The 20,404-nt window shown below is 69.1% G+C and carries 19 protein-coding genes; 15 read left to right on the forward strand and 4 right to left on the reverse strand.

Annotated features, from left to right (window positions below; genetic code table 11):
- Position 1 precedes the first annotated feature (1 nt).
- From ACLWS4_RS33530 to rodA, 7 genes are all read left to right on the forward strand, one after another.
- Complete coding sequence (locus ACLWS4_RS33530) at positions 2-352, forward strand: DUF4233 domain-containing protein (protein ID WP_049648948.1); 351 nt, start codon at positions 2-4, stop codon at positions 350-352.
- A gap of 108 nt (positions 353-460) precedes the next feature.
- Complete coding sequence (ndk, locus tag ACLWS4_RS33535; RefSeq protein WP_049648947.1) at positions 461-874, forward strand: nucleoside-diphosphate kinase; 414 nt, start codon at positions 461-463, stop codon at positions 872-874.
- A gap of 332 nt (positions 875-1,206) precedes the next feature.
- The gene (locus ACLWS4_RS33540; RefSeq protein WP_049648984.1) at positions 1,207-2,232 is read left to right on the forward strand and encodes a rod shape-determining protein; all 1,026 of its coding nucleotides are present in this window, start codon (positions 1,207-1,209) and stop codon (positions 2,230-2,232) included.
- Between the two features lie 115 nt (positions 2,233-2,347).
- Positions 2,348-3,319, forward strand: a complete 972-nt coding sequence (gene mreC, locus ACLWS4_RS33545; RefSeq protein WP_074000688.1) for a rod shape-determining protein MreC — start codon at positions 2,348-2,350, stop codon at positions 3,317-3,319.
- Between the two features lie 3 nt (positions 3,320-3,322).
- Positions 3,323-3,961, forward strand: coding sequence for a rod shape-determining protein MreD (gene mreD / locus ACLWS4_RS33550; RefSeq protein ID WP_049658707.1), 639 nt, complete (start codon positions 3,323-3,325; stop codon positions 3,959-3,961).
- 67 nt (positions 3,962-4,028) lie between these two features.
- Positions 4,029-6,344, forward strand: a complete 2,316-nt coding sequence (mrdA, locus tag ACLWS4_RS33555) for a penicillin-binding protein 2 (protein WP_416876091.1) — start codon at positions 4,029-4,031, stop codon at positions 6,342-6,344.
- Positions 6,341-7,540 carry a rod shape-determining protein RodA gene (rodA, locus tag ACLWS4_RS33560; protein ID WP_049658703.1) on the forward strand — a complete coding sequence of 400 codons (1,200 nt, stop codon included), beginning with the start codon at positions 6,341-6,343 and terminating at the stop codon, positions 7,538-7,540. The genes mrdA and rodA overlap by 4 nt, the downstream gene beginning before the upstream one ends.
- Before the next feature lie 99 nt (positions 7,541-7,639).
- Here rodA and ACLWS4_RS33565 read toward each other — a convergent pair whose 3' ends face one another.
- The gene (locus ACLWS4_RS33565; RefSeq protein WP_416876092.1) at positions 7,640-8,944 is read right to left on the reverse strand and encodes a M14 family zinc carboxypeptidase; all 1,305 of its coding nucleotides are present in this window, start codon (positions 8,942-8,944) and stop codon (positions 7,640-7,642) included.
- Between the two features lie 556 nt (positions 8,945-9,500).
- Between ACLWS4_RS33565 and ACLWS4_RS33570 the strand changes: the two genes are divergently transcribed.
- Entirely contained in the window at positions 9,501-11,444 is a 1,944-nt protein-coding gene (locus tag ACLWS4_RS33570) for a TIGR03960 family B12-binding radical SAM protein (RefSeq protein ID WP_416876093.1), read from the forward strand.
- Between the two features lie 372 nt (positions 11,445-11,816).
- Here the strand turns inward: ACLWS4_RS33570 and ACLWS4_RS33575 are convergent, their stop codons facing one another.
- Positions 11,817-12,113: a hypothetical protein gene (locus ACLWS4_RS33575; RefSeq protein ID WP_416876094.1), complete on the reverse strand. Its 297-nt coding sequence runs from the start codon at positions 12,111-12,113 to the stop codon at positions 11,817-11,819.
- 469 nt (positions 12,114-12,582) lie between these two features.
- Here ACLWS4_RS33575 and ACLWS4_RS33580 point away from each other — a divergent pair, with 469 nt between their 5' ends.
- Positions 12,583-13,962: a YDG/SRA domain-containing protein gene (locus tag ACLWS4_RS33580; protein ID WP_416876095.1), complete on the forward strand. Its 1,380-nt coding sequence runs from the start codon at positions 12,583-12,585 to the stop codon at positions 13,960-13,962.
- Positions 13,963-14,090: 128 nt separating this feature from the next.
- Here ACLWS4_RS33580 and ACLWS4_RS33585 read toward each other — a convergent pair whose 3' ends face one another.
- Positions 14,091-14,804: a creatininase family protein gene (locus ACLWS4_RS33585; RefSeq protein WP_416876096.1), complete on the reverse strand. Its 714-nt coding sequence runs from the start codon at positions 14,802-14,804 to the stop codon at positions 14,091-14,093.
- Between the two features lie 25 nt (positions 14,805-14,829).
- Complete coding sequence (locus ACLWS4_RS33590) at positions 14,830-16,008, reverse strand: tetratricopeptide repeat protein (RefSeq protein WP_416876097.1); 1,179 nt, start codon at positions 16,006-16,008, stop codon at positions 14,830-14,832.
- Between the two features lie 265 nt (positions 16,009-16,273).
- Between ACLWS4_RS33590 and ACLWS4_RS33595 the strand changes: the two genes are divergently transcribed.
- From ACLWS4_RS33595 to ACLWS4_RS33620, 6 genes are all read left to right on the forward strand, one after another.
- Complete coding sequence (locus ACLWS4_RS33595; protein ID WP_416876098.1) at positions 16,274-16,738, forward strand: ATP-binding protein; 465 nt, start codon at positions 16,274-16,276, stop codon at positions 16,736-16,738.
- Between the two features lie 202 nt (positions 16,739-16,940).
- Positions 16,941-17,204: a hypothetical protein gene (locus tag ACLWS4_RS33600; protein ID WP_416876099.1), complete on the forward strand. Its 264-nt coding sequence runs from the start codon at positions 16,941-16,943 to the stop codon at positions 17,202-17,204.
- A complete protein-coding gene (locus ACLWS4_RS33605) occupies positions 17,201-17,488 on the forward strand; it encodes a hypothetical protein (protein WP_416876100.1) in 288 nt (95 codons plus the stop codon). Before ACLWS4_RS33600 ends, ACLWS4_RS33605 begins: the two co-directional genes overlap by 4 nt.
- Positions 17,489-17,649: 161 nt before the next feature.
- Positions 17,650-17,943, forward strand: a complete 294-nt coding sequence (locus ACLWS4_RS33610) for a hypothetical protein (protein ID WP_416876101.1) — start codon at positions 17,650-17,652, stop codon at positions 17,941-17,943.
- Positions 17,944-18,337: 394 nt separating this feature from the next.
- Positions 18,338-19,525, forward strand: coding sequence for an AAA family ATPase (locus tag ACLWS4_RS33615; RefSeq protein ID WP_416876102.1), 1,188 nt, complete (start codon positions 18,338-18,340; stop codon positions 19,523-19,525).
- 2 nt (positions 19,526-19,527) lie between these two features.
- Complete coding sequence (locus tag ACLWS4_RS33620; protein WP_416876103.1) at positions 19,528-20,124, forward strand: hypothetical protein; 597 nt, start codon at positions 19,528-19,530, stop codon at positions 20,122-20,124.
- Positions 20,125-20,404: the final 280 nt, after the last annotated feature.

Raw genomic sequence — 20,404 nt, forward strand, 5'->3', positions numbered from 1 at the left:
CATGAGGACGCTCTGCTCCTCGACTCTGATCGGCGAAGTGCTGCTGGTCCTGTTCGCGGCGCTGGTCGCGATGCGGCTCACCGACGTCTCCAACGCGGAGATCTGGACGGTCAGCGGCATCGCGATGGCACTGTGCGTCCTGCTCTGCGGCATGATCGACCGCCCCGGCGCGGTGCAGATCGGCTGGGCGCTGCAGATCGGGCTGATCGCCAGCGGCTTCGTGCTGCCGACCATGTTCGGGCTCGGCGTGGTCTTCGCCGGCCTGTGGTGGTGCTCGGTGCACTACGGCCGCAAGGTGGACGCGTTCAAGGCCGCCAGGGCCGCCGCGGAGGCCGCCGCCGTACAGGCCTGAGGCCCGGACCAGCGGACCGACACGCCGTGTACGCAAGGTAATCTCTGCCCTGTCGGCGCCGCCTGTCGACCCGACTGTCTGCCGAACCGAATCCCCAGGAGACGCACCGTGTCCCAGCGCACTCTCGTCCTGCTCAAGCCCGACGCCGTCCGCCGCGGCCTGGCCGGCGAGATCATCAGCCGCATCGAGCGCAAGGCCGGCTGGCGGTTCGCCGCCATCGAGCTGCGCACCTTCGACCGGGCGACGCTGGAGCAGCACTACGCGGAGCACGTGGGCCGCCCGTTCTACGAGCCGCTGCTGGAGTTCATGACCACCGGCCCGTCGATCGCGCTGATCGTCGAGGGCGAGGAGGTCGTCAAGGGCATCCGCATGCTGGCCGGCGCCACCAACCCGCTGGAGGCCGGGGCCGGCACCATCCGCGGCGACTACGCGACGATCACCCGCGAGAACCTGATCCACGCCTCCGACTCCCCGGAGTCCGCCGAGCGCGAGATCAAGATCTTCTTCCCCGCGCACGCCTGATCCGGCGAGCGGGACCCGGGCGACACGCCCGGGGGGACGTTCGTACCGCCCCGGTCGGGACCATTGGCCCGGCCGGGGCATTCTTATCGTGAAATAGGGAACTGGCGGCGCCGACACGGCGTCCCAATCCTCGGAGATGCGATCACGCCCCGGACAATGGACGGTATGCCCCACGCCGACGTCCGTACCGAGTGGCGTGGCTACGATGGACGCGACTCAAGGGCCCGGTAAGACAGCTCAGCTGTTCTCCGCCCACGCGTGGACGCGCGCATTCGTCCACCCCCCCATGAACTCCGAGCCCGGGAAGGCACCCACACCCCATGGCGAGCAACCTGTCGTTCATCGGCCGCGACTTGGCGATCGACCTCGGAACAGCCAATACGCTGGTGTACGTCAGGGGCAAGGGCATCGTTCTGAACGAGCCGTCCGTCGTCGCGGTGAACACCAACACCGGCGGCATCCTCGCCGTCGGCGCCGAGGCCAAGAAGATGATCGGCCGCACCCCGGGCAACATCGTCGCCATCCGCCCGCTCAAGGACGGCGTGATCGCCGACTTCGAGATCACCGAGCGGATGCTGCGGTACTTCATCCTCAAGATCCACCGCCGCCGCTACCTCGCCCGCCCCCGCGTCGTGGTCTGCGTGCCCTCCGGCATCACCGGCGTCGAGCGCCGCGCCGTCATCGAGGCCTCCTCGCAGGCCGGCGCCCGCCAGGTGCACATCATCGAGGAGCCGATGGCCGCCGCGATCGGCGCCGGCCTGCCCGTCCACGAGGCCACCGGCAACATGGTCGTCGACATCGGCGGCGGCACCACCGAGGTCGCCGTGATCTCCCTCGGCGGCATCGTCACCGCCCAGTCCATCCGGGTCGCCGGCGACGAGCTGGACAACGCGATCGTCCAGCACATCAAGAAGGAGTACTCGCTGCTCCTCGGCGAGCGCAGTGCCGAGCAGATCAAGATGAGCATCGGCAGCGCCTTCGGCCTGGAGGGCGAGAAGGACGAGCACGCCGAGATCCGCGGCCGCGACCTGGTCAGCGGTCTGCCCAAGACCGTGGTCATCTCCGCCGCCGAGGTCCGCGAGGCCATCGACGAGCCCGTCAACGCGATCATCGACGCGGTCAAGACCACCCTCGACCAGTGCCCGCCCGAGCTGGCCGGCGACGTCATGGACCGGGGCATCGTGCTCACCGGCGGCGGCGCCCTGCTGCGCGGCCTGGACGAGCGGCTGCGCCGCGAGACCGGCATGCCGATCCACATCGCGGAGAACCCGCTCGACTCCGTCGCGCTCGGCTCCGGCAAGTGCGTCGAGGAGTTCGAGGCGCTCCAGCAGGTACTCGACGCTTCGCCGCGTCGTTGACAGGTCGCCGCACCACCGGCACCACACGTCACATCAGACACTCGACTGAACGGGCCGCCGCCCGGGCCCCACAGCCCCGGGCGGCGGCCAGGTACGAAGGGGCAGTACCAGCACCGTGAGGGACACACGAGAGAGCCGGCTGCTGCTGATCCTGCTGGTGGCCGTCGCCTTCGCGCTGATCACCGTGGACATCAAGGGCGGTGAGGACTCCCCGCTCGGGCCCGCCCGGCACGCCGCCGCCAGCGTCCTCGGACCGGTCGAGCGCGGAGCCGCCACCGTCGTCGACCCGGTCGCCGACACCGTCCGCGCCTTCCGCGACGCGGCCACCGACAGCGGCCGCACCGACCAGCTCGCCCGCGAGAACACCGAACTCCGGCAGAAGCTCGCCTCCTCCGACATGGCCACCGGGCGCACCAAGCAGCTGGACGACCTGCTGCGCACCGCCGGCGCCGGCGGCTACACCGTCAAGGCCGCCCAGGTCATCGCGATCGGCCCGGCCCAGGGCTTCTCCTGGACCATCACCATCGACGCCGGCAGCGACGACGGCCTCACCCGCGACATGACGGTGATCAACGGTCAGGGCCTGGTCGGCCGGATCACCACCGTCGCGCCCACCACCGCCACCGTGCTGCTCGCCTCCGACCCCGGCTTCTCGGCCGGCACCCGGCTGGAGGGCACCGGCGAGATCGGCTTCGCCTCCGGCGGCGGCGACAGCCCGATGAAGGTCTCCCTGCTCAACGGCAAGGCCCAGGTCAAGGCCGGCGACCGGCTGGTCACCTTCGGCTCGCAGAGCGGCCGCCCGTTCGTCCCCGGCGTCCCGGTCGGCAAGGTCGTCGAGGTCCAGGCCAACGCCGGCCAGCTGACCAAGACCGTCCTGGTCGAGCCCTTCGTCCAGTTCACCCGGCTGGACCTGGTCGGCGTGGTGGTCGTGCCGCCGCGCGCCGACCCGCGCGACGCCGTCCTGCCGCCGGCGCCCGCCGCGGGCCAGCCGGCCGCCGCGCCGGGCCAGGTCCCGGCCTCCGTGCCCGGCCAGGTCCCGGCCTCCGCGCCCGCCGCCCCGCCCGCCAAGCCCACTGGGGGGAACTGAGCCATGCGCCTCGCCCGCATCCCCGTCTCCGCCGGCCTCGTCCTGTTCGGCCTGATCCTCCAGGTCAGCGTGTTCGGCCGGCTCCAGCTCCCGGGAGCCACCCCGGACATACTGCTGCTCGTCGTGGTCGGCCTGGCCATGGTCTACGGGCCCACCGGCGGCTGCCTGGTCGGCTTCGCGGGGGGCTTGCTGGCCGACCTCGCGCCGCCCTCCGACCACGCCATCGGCCGCTACGCGCTGGTGCTCTGCCTGATGGGCTACGCCGCCGGGCTGCTGCGCCCGGACCACGGCCGCCAGCGGTCCGTGGCCGGCTCGCTGGTCGTGGTCGGCGCCGCGGCGGTCGCCTCCACCCTGCTCTACGCGATGGTCGGCGCCCTGGTCGGCGACACCGCGGCCCGGCACGTCGGCCTCGGCGGACTGGTCATCAGCGCCCTGCTCTACGACCTGCTGCTGGCCCCCTTCGTGGTGCCGCTGGTGATGTACCTGGGCCGCCGCTTCGGCCGCGACCCGGTGGCCGCCGCGGACGACGACGAGGGCGGCTCCGGCCTGGGCACGCTGGCCCGCTACCGCACCACCCGCGACACCTCGACGGGCCCGTCGTACAAGAAGCGGCGCGTGCCGGGCTTCGCCCGCCGTCCGTAACCGGACCGGCCGCCCGGCCCTCCGGCCCCGACCACCCGACCTCCCCGCATCCTGGAGCGCACGAGACGTGAGCAACATCCCCGAGACCGGCCGCACCCGACGGGTGACGATCCGTCTGGTGGTGCTGCAGATCCTGGTGCTGTCGCTGCTCGCCACCCTCGGCGGACGGCTGTGGTACCTGCAGATCCGCAACGCCAAGGAGTACACCGCCAAGGCGACCGGCAACCACATCCGCGAGGTGGTCGAGCCGGCCGTCCGCGGCGAGATCCTGGACGCCTCCGGGCGGGTGCTGGCCGGCAACGAGACCCGGCTGGTGGTCTCGGTCAGCCGCACCTCGCTGCTCCAGCAGAAGGACGGCGGCAAGGCGGTGCTGTCCCGGCTGGCCGAGGTGCTGGGGATGCCGGCCAAGGACGTGCAGGAGAAGGTCCGGCTCTGCGACGCCAAGACCCCGCAGCCCTGCTGGAACGGTTCGCCGTACCAGCCGATCCCGGTCACCAAGGAGGCGACCACCCAGCAGGCGATGCAGATAATGGAGCGCCGCGAGGACTTCCCCGGGATCACCGCGCAGCCCACCGCCGTACGCCGCTACACCGGCGCCGAGGGCGCCAACATGGCCCAGGTGCTCGGCTACCTCTCGCCGGTCACCGACGAGGAGGTCAGCAAGACCGCCGGCAAGAGCGGCCTGGACCGCTACCTGCCGGCCGACCAGATCGGGCGGGCCGGCCTGGAGTCGGTGTACGACCGCGACCTGCGCGGCACCGCGGGCATCACCAAGCTGGAGGTCGACAACCTCGGCCGGGTGATCGGCAACGCCGGCACCGTCGCCCCGCAGACCGGCGACAACCTGGTCACCAGCATCGACGCCCGGGTGCAGAAGGTGGTCGAGGACAACCTGGCGCAGGCCATGAACGACGCCCGGAACACCTTCGACAAGATCACCAACCGCAACTACGAGGCCGACTCCGGCGCCGCCGTGGTGATGGACGTGCACACCGGGCGGATCGTCGCGATGGCGAGCGCCCCGACCTACGACCCGAACCTCTGGGTGGGCGGCATCAGCGGCAAGGACTACCAGTCGCTGACCAGCAAGGACTCCAACTTCCCGCTGCTGAACCGGGCCATACAGGGCCAGTCCGCCCCCGGCTCGACCTTCAAGGTCATCTCCACCACCGCCGCCGTGCAGGCCGGCTACTCGCTGGACGGCCGCTACGACTGCCCGAAGAGCATGACCATCGGCGGCCGCGAGTTCAAGAACTTCGAGAGCGAGAACTTCGGCCAGATCTCCCTGGAGAAGGCGCTGGAGGTCTCCTGCGACACCGTCTTCTACGGTCTGGCGTACGACCAGTGGATGAAGGACGGCGGCATCAAGCCCAAGAAGGACCCGGGCGACTGGTTCTTCAAGACCGCCCACGAGTTCGGCCTCGGCGCCAAGACCGGCATCGACCTGCCGTCCGAGGTCACCGGCCGGGTGCCGGACCGGCAGTGGAAGCAGTCCTTCTACGACAACAACAAGGACGCCTGGTGCGCCCAGGGGCAGAAGGGCGGCAACAGCTACTCCGACCAGATCGCCCGGGAGAACTGCGTCGACGGCTACCAGATGCGCGCCGGTGACGCCGTCAACTTCGCGATCGGCCAGGGCGACACCCTCGTCACCCCGGTCCAGATGGCCCGGATCTACTCGGCGCTCGCCAACGGCGGCACCTTCTACCGGCCGACCATCGCCAAGGCCGTGATAAGCCCGGGCGGGGACCTCGTCCGCGAGATCGCCCCGCACGAGGACGCCAAGTTCCCCGGCGACGAGAAGCTGCTCAGCTACATCAACCAGGCCACCGAGAGCGTCATCAAGAGCGGTACCGCCGCCTGGAAGTTCAACGGCTGGCCGCAGGACAAGATCACGCTGCACGCCAAGACCGGCACCGCCGAGGTCGAGGGCAAGCAGACCACCTCCTGGCTGACCACGTACAGCAAGGACTACGCGGTCGTCATGACGATAAGCCAGGGCGGCACCGGCTCCGGCGGCTCCGGCGACGCCATCCGCCGGATCTACCAGGCGCTGTACGGCGTGGACGACAAGGGCGGCATCGACAGCGGCAAGGCGCTGCTGCCCGCGCCGCAGGCCGAGCTGCCGAAGTTCAACCCGGACGGCACCGCGATCATCAAGCCGGTCTCGTACGGCGCCGACGCGGCGCAGGGCGCCCAGGCCCCGGGCCTCCAGGCCCAGGCCGTCGCCGCCGCTCCGGCGCTGCTCGACACGGCCACGGCGCAGCCGGCCCCGGCGACGGCCTTCCTCGACCAGACGCCGCCGGCCGACCGTCCGGCGTCGTACACCGCGGCCGACGCCGCGCTCGAACCCACGCGCGGACCGGGAAGGGGACGGGCATGACCTCCTACGGCTCGTACCGGCAGCTGCGGCTGGCCCCGCAGCGCCGCGGGGTCTCCAAGGCGCTGTCCAAGGACTCCCCGCTCTGGCGGCTCGACTGGATACTGCTGGTGGCCGCCCTCGCCCTCTCGGCCGGCAGCTCGCTGCTGGTCTGGTCGGCCACCCGCGGGCGCGACTCGCTGACCCACGGGGACCCGCAGTACTTCCTGTACCGGCACCTGACCAACTTCGTGGTCGGGCTGGTGCTGTGCTCCGTGGTGATAGCGATAGGGAGCCGGCGCTTCCGCACGATCGTGCCGTTCCTGTACGTCGGCGTGCTCGTCCTGCTGCTGGCGACGCTCAGCCCGCTCGGCTCGACCATCAACGGCGCGCACTCGTGGATCCAGCTCGGCGGCGGCTTCTCGATCCAGCCGGCCGAGTTCGCGAAGCTCGCGATCGTGCTGGCGATGGCCGTCGTGCTGTCGGACCAGGTGGACGCGGGGGAGCGGGAGTTCCCCTCGCACCGGGCGGTGTTCCGGGGCCTGCTCTGGGCCGGGGTGCCGATGTGCATAGTGCTGTTGATGCCGGACGCCGGCTCGGTGATGGTGATGGCCGCCATCGTGCTGGGCATCCTGCTCGGCTCCGGCGCGGCGAACCGCTGGGTGCTCGGCCTGCTGGTGGCGGGCACCGCCGGATGCGTGGCGATCTGGAAGTTCGGGCTGCTGAGCCAGTACCAGATCGACCGCTTCGCCGCCTTCGCCAACCCGCAGCTGGACCCGAACGGCGTCGGCTACAACACCGCGCAGGCCCGGATCGCGATCGGCTCGGGCGGACTGACCGGCAAGGGGCTGTTCCACGGCACCCAGACCGTCGGGCAGTTCGTGCCGGAGCAGCAGACCGACTTCGTGTTCACCGTGGCCGGCGAGGAGCTTGGCTTCGTCGGGGCGCTGGCGATCATCGCGCTGGTCGGCGTGATCCTCTGGCGGGCCTGCCGGATCGCCCGGCAGGCGACCGACCTGTACGGGACGATCGTGGCGGCCGGGGTCATCGCCTGGATGGCCTTCCAGGCCTTCGAGAACATAGGGATGTGCCTGGGCATCATGCCGGTCGCGGGCATCCCGCTGCCGTTCGTCTCGTACGGCGGCTCGTCGATGTTCGCCAACTGGATCGCCATCGGGCTGCTCCAGGCGGTGCGGAGCCAGCGGCCGATAGCGGCCTGAGCACGCCGCGCCGTGCGGCGGCGGGGCCGGTCCGGGACTTCCCGGGCCGGCCCCGCTGTCGTGTCCGGGGGCGCTGTCGTGTCCGGGGTCGGGGCGGGTTCAGAGGAGGCAGTCGGCGGTGGTGAGGACGGCGCGGGTCTGGTGGGCGAGTTGCTCCTGGACGGGCACCCAGCGGGTGCCGAAGCGGTGGCGCAGCCGGTCGAGGCTGTCGGCGACGACGGTGCGGGCGCGGTCGCGGGCGGCCTCGACGCCGGGGCCGCGGGTGTCGGCGAGCAGCCGCAGCAGGATCGACGCGACCCGCAGCGGTACGCGGGCGGCGACCAGTCCGGCGGTGGTCACCCGGGAGGCGGTGAGCGGTTCGGCGCCCCAGCGCTCAAGCCACTCCTCGGCCACCCGCGGGGCGACCGCCAGGCTGGACTCGGCGGTGCGCAGCAGCGGGCCGTACGCCTCGTGGCCGGGCGCCCCGGGCCGGTGCGCGCGGACGGTCGGGAGCAGGGCGGTGAGGTCCGCGGCGCGTGCGGTGAGGTCGCGGGCGGCGGCCGCGAGGGCCTGCGGGCCGGCCGGGTGGCGGTGGGCGTCGCCGACCGCGTCGACGGCCCACATCGGGACCTCCAGCACCGCGGAGACCGCGCCGTACCGGGCCGCGTACGACCAGGTGGACAGCTCGGGCTCGTCCGGCAGGGCCCGGGAGCCGCCGGCGCCCGGAGACGGCATCAGGTAGGTGCCCGGGTCCGGGCTGGCCCAGCCGATCGCGTCGTAGGAGTCCACGTCGAGCGGCACGCCGGCCCGCTGCGCGGAGCGGGCGAAGCGCCCGGCCAGGCCCGGGACGGGGCGGGTGAGCTGGGCGAACGCGCCGCCGAAGTCCACCCCGTGCAGCGAGCACTGGAGGAACGGGCGCAGTTCGTCGATCAGTCCGGTCAGCGCCAGGCTCTCCGGCATCGGCGGGCGGCCGGAGCCGGGGGCGGGCAGCAGCTCGGGCTGCTCCTCGAAGGAGGGGCGGAAGAAGTGCTCGTAGTGGCGCCGCATGGTGAGCGGGCCGTCCAGCCAGCCGGCGTTGAGCGCGGCGCCGTCGGGGTCGAGGCAGAGCAGCAGGTGCCAGGAGAGTCCGGGGCGGGCGGGGCGGTCGAGCAGCACCTCGGCGAGCCGGACGGTCCCGGCGGTGCCGATCGGCTCGTTGGGGTGCGGGCCGCCGACCACCAGGACGGCCCGCGGGCCGCGGTCCACGGAGAGCAGCAGCAGCGGGCGGCCGGCCCGGGAGCGGCCCACCTCGCGCAGCCGGCAGCGGTCCGGGTGCCGCAGGGCGAGCCGCCGTGCGGCGGACTCGGCCTGGGCCGGCGTCGGGTAGCGGGCCGGCCGGGTGTCGAGGGTCCGGAGCGGGCGGATCCGCCGACCGGTGTCGGTCATGGTTCTCCTTGCGCCGGTCGTACGGCCGCCGGGGCGCGGGCGTGCGGGTGCGCCGCCGGGCACGGCGTGCGGGCGGGGGGGACGGGGGAGGGGGACGGGGCTGGGCGTGGCACCGCGGGCCGGGAACGGCGGCCGTGCGGGGACGCACGGGGCCGTCCGGGGGCGGCCCGTGGGGAGGGAGAGGCGTGCCGGCCGGAAAACCGACGAGGGCCGAGCGTACGACTCAACTTCCTTGTCCGGAAGGGGTGCAGATGTCTTTGGCGGAGCCCTGTCAGTACCGCACGGGCCGTCCGGGCGTGTCAACGGCGGACGGCACCGGCCGGCGGGCGCCCACCGCGCGTGCCGGGGCGGGCACCAGCGGGCACGGGAGGCCACCGGTGGGCACCGGTGGACACCGGCGGGTGCGGGCGGAGACCGGCCGTCCGGGGTCGCGCCGGAGCGCGGAGGGCCCGTGAACCGGGGCAGACGGCCCGTTCCCCGGATTGGGCTACCCTTGAGGGTCACCCCTCCCGTGCCGACTCGCGGCACCGAATCACGTCGTAAGGGTTCCTAGTACATGACTGTCGAATCGGTCTTCCCACGCCTGGAGGCCCTCCTCCCGCACGTCCAGAAGCCGATCCAGTACGTCGGCGGCGAGCTGAACTCGACCGTCAAGGACTGGGACGCCTGCGACGTCCGCTGGGCGCTGATGTACCCCGACGCCTACGAGGTCGGGCTGCCCAACCAGGGCGTCATGATCCTCTACGAGGTGCTGAACGAGCGTGAGGGTGTGCTCGCCGAGCGCACCTACAGCGTCTGGCCGGACCTCGAGGCGCTGATGCGCGAGCACGATGTCCCGCAGTTCACCGTGGACGCCCACCGCCCGGTGAAGGCCTTCGACGTGTTCGGCCTGTCGTTCTCCACCGAGCTCGGCTACACGAACATGCTGACCGCGCTCGACCTGGCCGGCATCCCGCTGGAGGCCAAGGACCGCACCATCGACGACCCGATCGTCCTGGCCGGCGGCCACGCGGCCTTCAACCCGGAGCCGATCGCGGACTTCATCGACTGCGCCGTGGTCGGCGACGGCGAGCAGGCCGTCCTCGACATCACGGAGATCATCCGCGCCTGGAAGGCCGAGGGCCGCCCGGGCGGCCGGGACGAGCTGCTGCTGCGCCTGGCCCGCACCGGCGGGGTCTACGTCCCCAAGTTCTACGACGTGGAGTACCTGGCCGACGGCCGGATCGGCCGCGTCGTGCCGAACGCCCCCGGCGTGCCGTGGCGGGTGTCCAAGCACACCGTGATGGACCTCGACGAGTGGCCGTACCCGAAGCAGCCGCTGGTCCCGCTCGCCGAGACGGTGCACGAGCGGATGTCCGTGGAGATCTTCCGCGGCTGCACCCGCGGCTGCCGCTTCTGCCAGGCCGGCATGATCACGCGCCCCGTGCGGGAGCGAAGCATCACCGGCATCGGCGAGATGGTGGAGCGCGGGCTGAAGGCGACCGGCTTCGAGGAGGTCGGCCTGCTGTCGCTGTCCAGCGCCGACCACACCGAGATCGGCGACATCGCCAAGGGCCTGGCGGACCGCTACACCGAGGACAAGATCGGCCTGTCGCTGCCGTCCACCCGCGTCGACGCCTTCAACATCGACCTCGCCAACGAGCTGTCCCGCAACGGGCGCCGCTCGGGCCTCACCTTCGCCCCCGAGGGCGGCAGCGAGCGCATGCGCAAGGTCATCAACAAGATGGTGTCGGAGGAGGACCTGATCCGCACCGTCGCCACCGCGTACGGCAACGGCTGGCGCCAGGTGAAGCTGTACTTCATGTGCGGCCTGCCCACCGAGACCGACGAGGACGTGCTCCAGATCGGCGAGATGGCGAAGAACGTCATCCAGAAGGGCCGCGAGGTCACCGGCCAGAACGACATCCGCTGCACCGTCTCCATCGGCGGGTTCGTGCCCAAGCCGCACACCCCGTTCCAGTGGGCCCCGCAGCTGTCCGCCGAGGCCACCGACGCCCGTCTGGCCAAGCTGCGCGACTCCATCCGCGGCGACCGCAAGTACGGCAAGAACATCGGCTACCGCTACCACGACGGCAAGCCGGGCATCGTCGAGGGCCTGCTCTCCCGCGGCGACCGCCGGGTCGGCGCGATCATCCGCGAGGTCTACGAGGACGGCGGCCGCTTCGACGGCTGGCGCGAGTACTTCTCCTACGACCGCTGGATGGCCTGCGCCGAGAAGGGCCTGGCCGGCACCGGCGTCGACGTCGACTGGTACACCACCCGCGAGCGCACCTACGAGGAGGTGCTGCCCTGGGACCACCTGGACAGCGGCCTCGACAAGGACTGGCTCTGGGAGGACTGGCAGGACGCCCTGGAGGAGGTCGAGGTCGACGACTGCCGCTGGACCCCGTGCTTCGACTGCGGCGTGTGCCCGCAGATGGACACGGCCATACAAATCGGCCCGACGGGCAAGAAGATGCTGCCGCTGACGGTCGTCAACGCCACTGGCCAGCAGAAGTAGGCGGCGGCGTGGGTGACACGGCGAGCAAGCTGTGTGACTTACTTCACAGCCTCTCGGAGGATGAGCGGGAGCTCGTCCTGGGCGCGCTCGGCATGACGCGCGCCCCGGGCGGGCCTGGCGCTGCCGTCCGAGAGGCCCGGCAAGGCGGCCGGAGGACCCCTCTGCCCGCCGCCCGGAGTGCCCCGGGCATCGAGTCCTCGATCGAGTGGGTCTGAGACCTTGAGGCCACGCGTAGAGCCCTCCCCGAATCTCTCGGGGAGGGCTCCATGCTGCTCCTGGAACCCGTGCTGCTGTGGCGGGGTTCTTGGCAGGCCGCCTGATGGCTGTGTTTGACCCGGATCGGAGATCACCGCCCCACGGCCATCGGGGCTTCTACCGGCGGCTGGGCGCGGTGATGCCGCCCCGTTCGATGAGTGCGTTGAGCACGTTAAGAGCTGCCTTCTGGCGCTGGGTCTTCTTCGACCACACAGCGGGGCAGACAACGCCGAAGAACAGCAACGTCACCAAGATCAGACCCGGCGCTGCCGAGATGATGGCGATCGTGGTGTTGCCTTGGACGCCGGCGGCGATTGGGCCTATGCCGGTAGCGGCGGCGCTGGCCGGAGCCAGCCAGCGGGAGGCTGACCGGTGCGGCGACGGGCCCGCGACCTGGACGCTTCCGGTGGACACGGGACTCCCCGTACCCTCGTGCATGTAGTTCTCCGGATGTTCTAGATGGGGCTACGAGTGATGACGGCTTCCTGTTGGCGCAGGGAGCCGTCGCTCCATCAGGAGTGCGCGGCTCGGCCGACAGTGGCAACGATGCCAGACCTCTCTCAACCTGAAGTTCCGCAGAAAACATCGCGGTACTCCGGTAAGTTTGAATAGTCCCAGGCCAGTCGCCTGCGGGGCCAATTTGTTGTGACGTACGGCACAAGAATCAGGAGAGGGTTGTGGCGAATTTCACAGTGATGGCATGCCTCGCCGGCTCCCGCTGAGTGGGAGTGGCGCCTTGGTGTCCTTCGCGCGCCAGCTCCGCGAACTCCAGGAACGTTCTCAAGGGGCCGTTGACTCGGTAGTGGCGCTAGGCGCGTCCCGGACGGCTGTCTATGAGGCGCTACGGGGTTCTCGCCTACCGAGTGTCAAGAACCTTGACCTCATGGTCGAGGCTTGGGGCGATGGCGGCCCATCAGAGCGTCAGTTGTGGCGCCAGCGGCGACGCGCCGCTGAGGAGGAGCTAGCGGCGGAGGCCAGGCGTCGAGGCTCGGCGACGGCGGGTCGTACGCCCGAAGAGGAGGATTTCACGCGGAGGCTGCGTGAACTGTGGGCCAGGGCTGGTGGCCCGTCGACAGAGGGAGTGGCCCGCCACTGTGCTCTTAGCGCGCGGACGCTTGACTCCTATTTGGACGGGCGGACTATCCCGACGGAGGAGCGTCTCGGAGAGCTCTTCGACGGGTTGTCTGTGGTGTGCGGAGACGAAGCCACGTGGTTGCCCGCCGCCAGGGAAGCCTTCCTCGGGGAGGTGCTGTTCCGGGCGCGAACGGCGCGCAAAGAGGAGAAGGAGAGAGTTCGGGAGCTGGCGTCAGTCCTGCCATCAGGGCAGCCGGCTTTGGACTACGCCCGGGGCTTCGATGGCTTCGGTGTGGTGCCTGGTGTTCGTCTAGGGCAAAAGTTCAACAATCGTAGGACGCTCTCCCAATCGCATGTGCACCGTCCTCTACAGGCTGGGATCTGCGGTACGGCGAGATTCGGCGCCGAATCGATCGTGGTCAGTGGAGGATACGAGGGCGACCAGGATTTCGGCGATGTCATCATCTACACCGGACAGGGCGGGCGGGACCCGGAGACTGGGCGACAGGTTCGGGACCAGGAGCTGACTCGTGGCAACGCGGCGCTGGCGACGAGTGCGGCCAGCGGTACGCCGGTTCGGGTGGTTCGGATGGTTCAGATGGCTCGTCAGGCCAACCTCGGGTACCGGTACGACGGACTATTCCGGGTTGAGGACTACTGGACGGAACGATCTCGGGCAGGTTTCGGGGTCTGGCGGTTCCGGCTGGTTGCGCTTCCTCCGGCTGAACAAGCTGCGGTGGCCGTGCCAGTGTCGGTTTCTGCGACAGAAGGCGCTGCCCAACATGGGGAGACAGCAGACGTTCGGTCATCTGCGATGGTCCAGCGCGTCGTTCGGAGCAGCGCAGTTGCGAACTACGTGAAACAGATCCACGACTACACATGCCAGGTGTGCGGTGCCCGGCTGAATCTGCCGACTGGCGCATATGCGGAGGCAGCCCACATCACGCCCCTGGGACAGCCTCATAACGGTCCGGACGACTCTGCCAACATTCTGTGTCTCTGCGCTAATGATCACGTGCTCTTCGACTTCGGCATGCTGATCGTCAACGATGACCTGACAGTGGTGAATCGACTTGACAGTTCCGTGGTCGGCCGGCTTCGAGAGGCAGCGGGGCATGAAGTTGACCGGAGGCGCCTTGCGGAGCACAGGGTGCGGCACGGGCTGCCGTCGGATGGCGACCTGCGTTAGACGGCCCCTCGCCACCAACTGCGAGAAGACCGCCATGGTCATGCTGGCTGGGCCCTGGATCAGTCCTCCCCGATCCTGTCGGGGAGGACTCGTGTGCGCGGCACGCTTTTGGGTGATTACCGTGGCTGTCAGTTGCCCCCGATGAGTGACAGGTGCTCAGCGGCCGACTTGGACAGGCTCTCCAGGACGGCCCTGCCCTTCTCAGCTGTTCCGAGCGACGGGCGGCCGATGATGCCGTTCTCGGTGTAGCCGGCCATGCCCAGGGTGAGGAGGTGGGGGCGCTCCGGGGCGTCGTGGTCGTCCTGCTCGATGCCTTCGCGGATGAGGTGGGGAGCGCCGTAGAGGAGGAGCGACACCTCCAGCTCGCCGCCGTGCATGTCCTCGCCGCCGCTGCTCTCCAGGGCGGCGGCTTCGCGGGCCTGGTGCCAGTCCTCGCGGACCGGGAAGAGGGCGACGCGCGGGCCTTCGGTGTTGGCCTCCTGGACCACGTTGGAGAGGACGTAGTTCCCGCCGTGCCCGTTCACGATCAGCAGGCCGGGGACGCCGGACGCCTGGAGGGACTTCCAGATGTCGTTGATCACGGCGTAGAGCGTGGCGGCGCTGATGCTGACGGTGCCCGGCATGTGGGCGTGCTCGTGCGAGCAGGACAGCGTGATGGGTGGCAGGAGGAACAGGTCGTAGTCGGTGGCGATCCGCTGGGCGATCAGGCTGGCGACGACGGTGTCGGTGGTCAGGGGCAGGTGACCGCCGTGTTGCTCGAAGCTGCCGACCGGCAACACGGCGATCTTGGCGCCGCGCCGGCGTTCGTCTGCGGAGGTGGCGGCCGTGATCAGTGCGTCCATGGGCCCAGCCTCTCCCATCGGGTCCTCAGCGGTCGAGAGGGCTTCCGCTGCTCATCAGTGCCAAGCGGTGGGTGAGCGTGGCTACTTGGGGTACGGCGCTCCACCGCTGGAGGGCCTTTCCGGCGCCGGATAGTTCGGACATTGCGCGCGCCGATTCGGTGTCGACGGCGATGGACAGCGCGCGGTCGGCCGCGGCGGCCGCTTGCTCCGGCTCACCGGACACCGCGTAGGCCCGCGCCAGCCGGGAGAGGTAGACACCCTGGTCGTTGCGGTAGACCGGCGGCAGAACCCGGAGCTCCGCCTCCAACATGCCCACAGCCGTGCGCGGATCGCCGAGTTCGATCAGGAAGTTCGCACGCTGTATCTCGATGTACGTCGGGGTGCAGTACGCGAGATCAAGGGCGTCGTCGGCGTGCGAGTCGTCCGGCGCGGCGGCGATCTCGTGAGCCTCGTCGAACTTCGCCTGCGCGAAGCGCGGGTTGCCCATCATCGCGTGGCCCTGCGCCTCCTGCTGCGCCGCCAGCGCCCGGATCCGGTGAGTGGCCCCGACCGACCGTTGGGCCGCGCGGGCAAGGCTGACGGCTTTCGGTGCGTTCCGCTGGGCCGTGGCCTGATTGCTCTTTCGGAAGAGCACGTAGGCGGCCATCACGTCGTCGCCGGCCTCCTGCGCCCACTCCATGGCGCGGTCCGACCAGAACAGGGCCCGGTCGAAGTCCCCGAGATCCTGGTTCAGCCAGCCCAGGAACTCCGCGGTGCGCGCGCCGATCGTGAGCAGTTCGTCGCGGGCGCGGCCCCCGGCGATCTGCTGGAGGCGGTCGAGTAGCCGGACGTGCCTCGTCACCGGGTCGAGCGCGTGGCGGGAACCGAGCAGGTTCGCGGCTTTGTAGTGGCCGGGCAGCGCACCGCGCAGATGGCTGACGAAGAGCTCGGGGTCGATCGGTGCGTTGGGGCCCCGGCCGTCGGCGGACGGCTCCGGCTGGCGGCGGTGGGGCTGCCGGACCGGCGTCTCCAGCTCCCATGAACGAGAAGCCAGGCCGAGCATTCGGCCCGGGATGTGAAGGCCGTCGGCGATTCGCTCGATGAGATCGATCTTCTCGATCCTGCGCTTCCCGGACATGACCTCACCGACCCGGCTCGGTGTCATGTCACAGGCGCGGGCGATGAGTGACGGGTAGATCCCCGTCGTCTTGAGCAGCCGGAACACGGCGGCGAAGTCTCGCGCTCGACACGCAGCGATCATCTCCGGGTTGGACAGCAGGCCCGCTGGGAGCCGGTCCGGTACGCGAGCCTCCGTCACCACTGCCCCCGCTGTCGATCAGCAGCCGCTGCAAGCAAGTTGATTGTCTGTGAGTTTACCCACATTGGATAACCAGCTTGGGTACGAAGTCCGCACTCCTTCTCGGCAACCTGGTGCCAAGGCCGGAACATCCGGGTTCGGGCCGCCATTTGGGCATCGGGAGGCGGTGCACGTGACCAGCACGGGAGAACCCCGAGACGACTCCGAACCCTACAAGCCGGCTGACGGGATACCCGCGTTCGAGGCGCGACTCGCGCGGCACAGGCGGTCCGCGACGGTGGCCAGGAGCCACCTGCGTGACTTCCTCCGGAAGATCCCGGGCGGCACGGCCCTCATGGGCGACGGCCAACTGGTGCTCGGCGAACTGGTGGCCAACGCGGTGGTGCACGCGCGGGTTTCGCCGGGGCGCGAGATCGCCGTCCGGTTCGAGATGGCGGGTGACCGGTTGCGGATCGAGGTGCACGACGCGAGCGGCGAGAAGCCCGCGATCCGGTGCGTCGCCGACCTGAACGACGTCTCGGGACGCGGGCTGCACCTGGTGGAGACCTTGTCGCTGGAATGGGGCTTCGAACCCCGGCCAGGAGGCATCGGAAAGATCGTTTGGGCCCTGGTGGGCCCGGAAGGCGGTGGGGAATGAGCAGGCGGTCGTCCGGGCCGGCGTCGCGGTGCTTCTACTGCGGCGCGGGGCTGAAAAAGGCGCTGACCCGGAGCATCGTGGTGAACGGGCAAACGGTCGGCGTCCACCAATGGCACCCGCGTCGGCCGGGGGAGGTGTCGGGGAAGTGATGCCGACCGGATCCCCCGATGCGTCGGGGACGGTCTCCCCGTACCCCTTCCCGGTGATCCTGGAAGTTCGCGGTGTTGCGGAGCCCGAGCAGTTCGGCAAGCTGCCGGAGGCGATGGCCGCGCTCCTGACCGCGGTCGGCACGCTTCCGCTTTGCCCGGACCAGCAGGCCTACTTCGCCGAGCTGTTCGGGCCGTCGGAGGTTCAGTCGATCGGGCGTCGGCTCGCGACGCACGGAGAGGTGCGGGCCCTGGCCTTCCTCGGCCTGACCCCGACCGTGGTCCGCCTGTACTCCGCCGGCCCGGAGGTGTCCCAGTGATCCGGAACCTGCGGACCCGGTGGGACCGGCTCTCGACCTGGTGGCTGCTGGACGGCCAGTTCTCCTGGCCGGTGCGGGCCGTCTCGCCGAGCCGGCGGGCCGCGCACCGCGACGCGATGGCGTGGTACGCGGAGCCTGACTTCACCGAAGAGCAGCGGTTGCTGCTCATGCGGCAGATCTGGCGGGAGAAGACCGGCGTTGACGACCCGCTGCTCGACCTGACCGAGGCGGAACTGTTCCGGCGGATCTTCGGCTGCGAGGAGCCGGCTCGGGACCGCACCTGACCTGATCAGGGACAACTGAAGACGTGCCGGACCACCCCGGAACCTTGGCGGGAGAGGGGTGGTCCGGTGGGTCGGAACCCGATGCCGATGGTATCGGGCTCCTCGGCATGCCAGCGCATGGATAGCCGGTTCGGTTCTTGACCAGGGGAGTTGAAGAACAGTTGGACGGGGACGACGACTTCGGTGCGGAGTTGGCGGCAAGCCTCGACCCGGACTCATGGGTGTGGCTGCCGGGGGTGGACTACGCCGCCGGCTGGAGGGTCGCGCGGCAGACGGCGGACGAGGTGAACACCCTGCTGGCAGCATGCGGCGTGGATCGGTCGCACTTGCGGGCGGTCGCCGATACCGATGCTCAGGGCGGAGCGCTGGTCCGCCTTGAGGGCGTCCTGGAGGGATGGATGAGCCTCAAGGAACTCCTTTGCCTGGCGGCCAACGTCCGTGGCGAACTGGCATGACAGGGCCAATTTGGGGACCCGCCTGCACCGGCCTTTCAGTCCCGACCGGGGTCCAACGATGAGGGGCGGAAGGCAGGTTGTTCTACTCCCTCTTTGCAAGGACAGGCGTTCGACACTCCGCTCCGCCTGCGGCTCCGCTACCCTGCCGATTCCCCGAGCGCCTCGCCACCGGCGCCCGCGATTCACCGCCACGCACCGCTCGTTCTGGCATACCGGTGGCACGGAGACGCCCGTCTGCCAGCCTGCCGAAGCACCCTACGACGGCGGGCGAGGCCTGTTGCATCCTCAGCGGCAGGTAAGACAGTTTGGGAAGATCACCAACATCACCCGGACAGCTGCACTAGGATTCCAACCGAGGCCACAGGCAGATCCGGCCAGGACAGCGGAGAAATCGATGAGTGATGAACCCAAGGAAGGTCCAGTCGAGCCACTGGACCGCCGCTCGCTCCGATTCACGAGCCTACAGGTTGGCAACTGGAGAAACTACACACGTTTCACCGTGAAGCTCCAGCAGCGTGTATTTCTCGTGGGCCCAAATGCGGCTGGCAAATCCAATTTCCTAGACTGCTTCCGATTCCTTCACGACATCGTGTCAGTTGGCGGCGGATTCGAGGCGGCAATCGCCAAGCGCGGCGGTGTCAGCATGATTAGATCATTCGCCGCCCGCCGCTACCCGTCGGTGTCGATTCGAGTTACACTCGGCAATGACAACATTCCAAATGAGTGGCTTTATGAGCTGACATTCAAGCAGGACAATCAACGGCGACCCATGATCGAGTCCGAGCGGGTTGAGTATCGGGGAAAGGAAATCCTGAATCGCCCAGACTCGGGTGATGAGATCGACTCGGAGCGCCTTCGGCAAACGCACCTGGAACAGGTTAACGTCAATCGCGAGTTCAGGCCAGTAGCCGACTTTCTTGCAAGCCTGCGATACATGCACATCGTCCCACAGTTGGTGCGAGAGCCAGATAGGTCCGTCGGAAAGCGAAATGATCCCTACGGTGGGGATTTCCTGGAACAGATCGCGCGCACCCCAAAGAAAACACGTGATGCCCGCCTTCGGAGAATTGTTGATGCGCTGAAGGTTGCGGTTCCACAACTGAAGGAATTGGAACTTCAGGCAGATATTCGCGGAGTTCCACACCTCCGCGGGAAGTATCAGCATTGGCGACCGAACGGCGCCTGGCAGACGGAAGATCACTTTTCCGACGGAACGCTTCGCCTCCTGGGGCTACTATGGGCCGTCTCTGAATCCAGCGGCCCGCTACTGCTTGAGGAGCCAGAACTTTCACTGCATCCCGAGGTAGTTAGCTATATCCCTCAGATGTTCTCGCGTGTGCAGCGGAAATCCGGTCGCCAGATTCTCATTAGCTCACATTCGCCAGAAATTCTTAATGACCCGGGAGTGGCAAGCGACGAAGTCCTCGCACTACTCCCGGAATCAGAAGGAACCTCAGTCGTTCCGCTGATCGAGCGCCCAGATCTCCAAGCGCTCAGAGATGCGGGCGTCCCGCTGGGCGACGTCCTGCGAGGCTTGACAGCGCCTGCCGAAGCTGGCCAGCTCAGCTTCTTTGTGGGGTAAGCGTGATCCCAATCACGGCCGTCGTTGAAGGCCTGTCTGATGAGGGAGCCGTTTTCTCCATCCTGCGAGAATGCGGCTTCACGCCCTCCATGTTCCAAGGCAAACGAGGTCGAGCCGAGGTTTTGAAAAAGCTCGCCGCCTACAATCAGGCTGCCCGCCTTTCTCCCTGGTTTGTCCTTGTTGATCTGGACTCGGATGGCTGCGCCGTTGCAAGCACAAAGCAGTGGCTTCCCAACCCTTCCGAGTTTATGATTTTTCGCGTGGCGGTCACCGAACTTGAGGCCTGGCTACTGGCCGACAGGCAGGCTATATCGTCATTCCTTGGCGTTGCAGAATCTACCATCCCCAGGAATCCGGATAGCTTGAACGACCCCAAGCAGGAAATAATCAATCGTGCCCGAAAGTCTCGAAAGCGGGACATTCGGGAAGGATTGGTTCCGCGCCCCAATAGCGGAACTTCCATTGGCCCCACATACGTGTCCGATATTCGAGAATTTGGCCGCACGATGTGGCGACCTCGGATCGCGGCAGAGGAATCGCCAAGCCTGGCCCGTTGCCTCTTGCGCTTGGATGAATTCCGCCAGAGGTTGCAGGATTAGCGCAGGGCGGCGGAGCGGTTTTGGCCGGTGTCCTGCCTGGTTTGGGGTCGAGCATGATCGGGGGGCCGTAAGCTGTTGCGACTCGGTCAGGGCTTTTGGGCCTGACCGCAATTTGGCCGAGTGGCCCCCCGTTCTTGCTCGACTCGGGTCCCGAGCCTGGGAGGTGGGTAAAACCGTGGAGCCGCCCGACCCCAGCCACGACGGGCTCTAACCTCGGCTACCCTCCCGGCCGCACGTTCGACGTGCGCGGCCGGCCGCCGCCGGAGTGGGGCGCAAGACA

The sequence above is a fragment of the Kitasatospora sp. SC0581 genome (genome assembly GCF_048159585.1).
Taxonomy (GTDB): Bacteria; Actinomycetota; Actinomycetes; order Streptomycetales; family Streptomycetaceae; genus Kitasatospora.

Coding starts and splice junctions, on each gene's coding strand:
- ACLWS4_RS33530 (WP_049648948.1), top strand. CDS start 2: ATGAGGACGCTCTGCTCCTCGACTCTGATCGGCGAAGTGCTGCTGGTC.
- mreD (WP_049658707.1), top strand. CDS start 3,323: ATGCGCCTCGCCCGCATCCCCGTCTCCGCCGGCCTCGTCCTGTTCGGC.
- rodA (WP_049658703.1), top strand. CDS start 6,341: ATGACCTCCTACGGCTCGTACCGGCAGCTGCGGCTGGCCCCGCAGCGC.
- ACLWS4_RS33565 (WP_416876092.1), bottom strand. CDS start 8,944: ATGACCGACACCGGTCGGCGGATCCGCCCGCTCCGGACCCTCGACACC.
- ACLWS4_RS33570 (WP_416876093.1), top strand. CDS start 9,501: ATGACTGTCGAATCGGTCTTCCCACGCCTGGAGGCCCTCCTCCCGCAC.
- ACLWS4_RS33580 (WP_416876095.1), top strand. CDS start 12,583: ATGGTCGAGGCTTGGGGCGATGGCGGCCCATCAGAGCGTCAGTTGTGG.
- ACLWS4_RS33585 (WP_416876096.1), bottom strand. CDS start 14,804: ATGGACGCACTGATCACGGCCGCCACCTCCGCAGACGAACGCCGGCGC.
- ACLWS4_RS33615 (WP_416876102.1), top strand. CDS start 18,338: ATGAGTGATGAACCCAAGGAAGGTCCAGTCGAGCCACTGGACCGCCGC.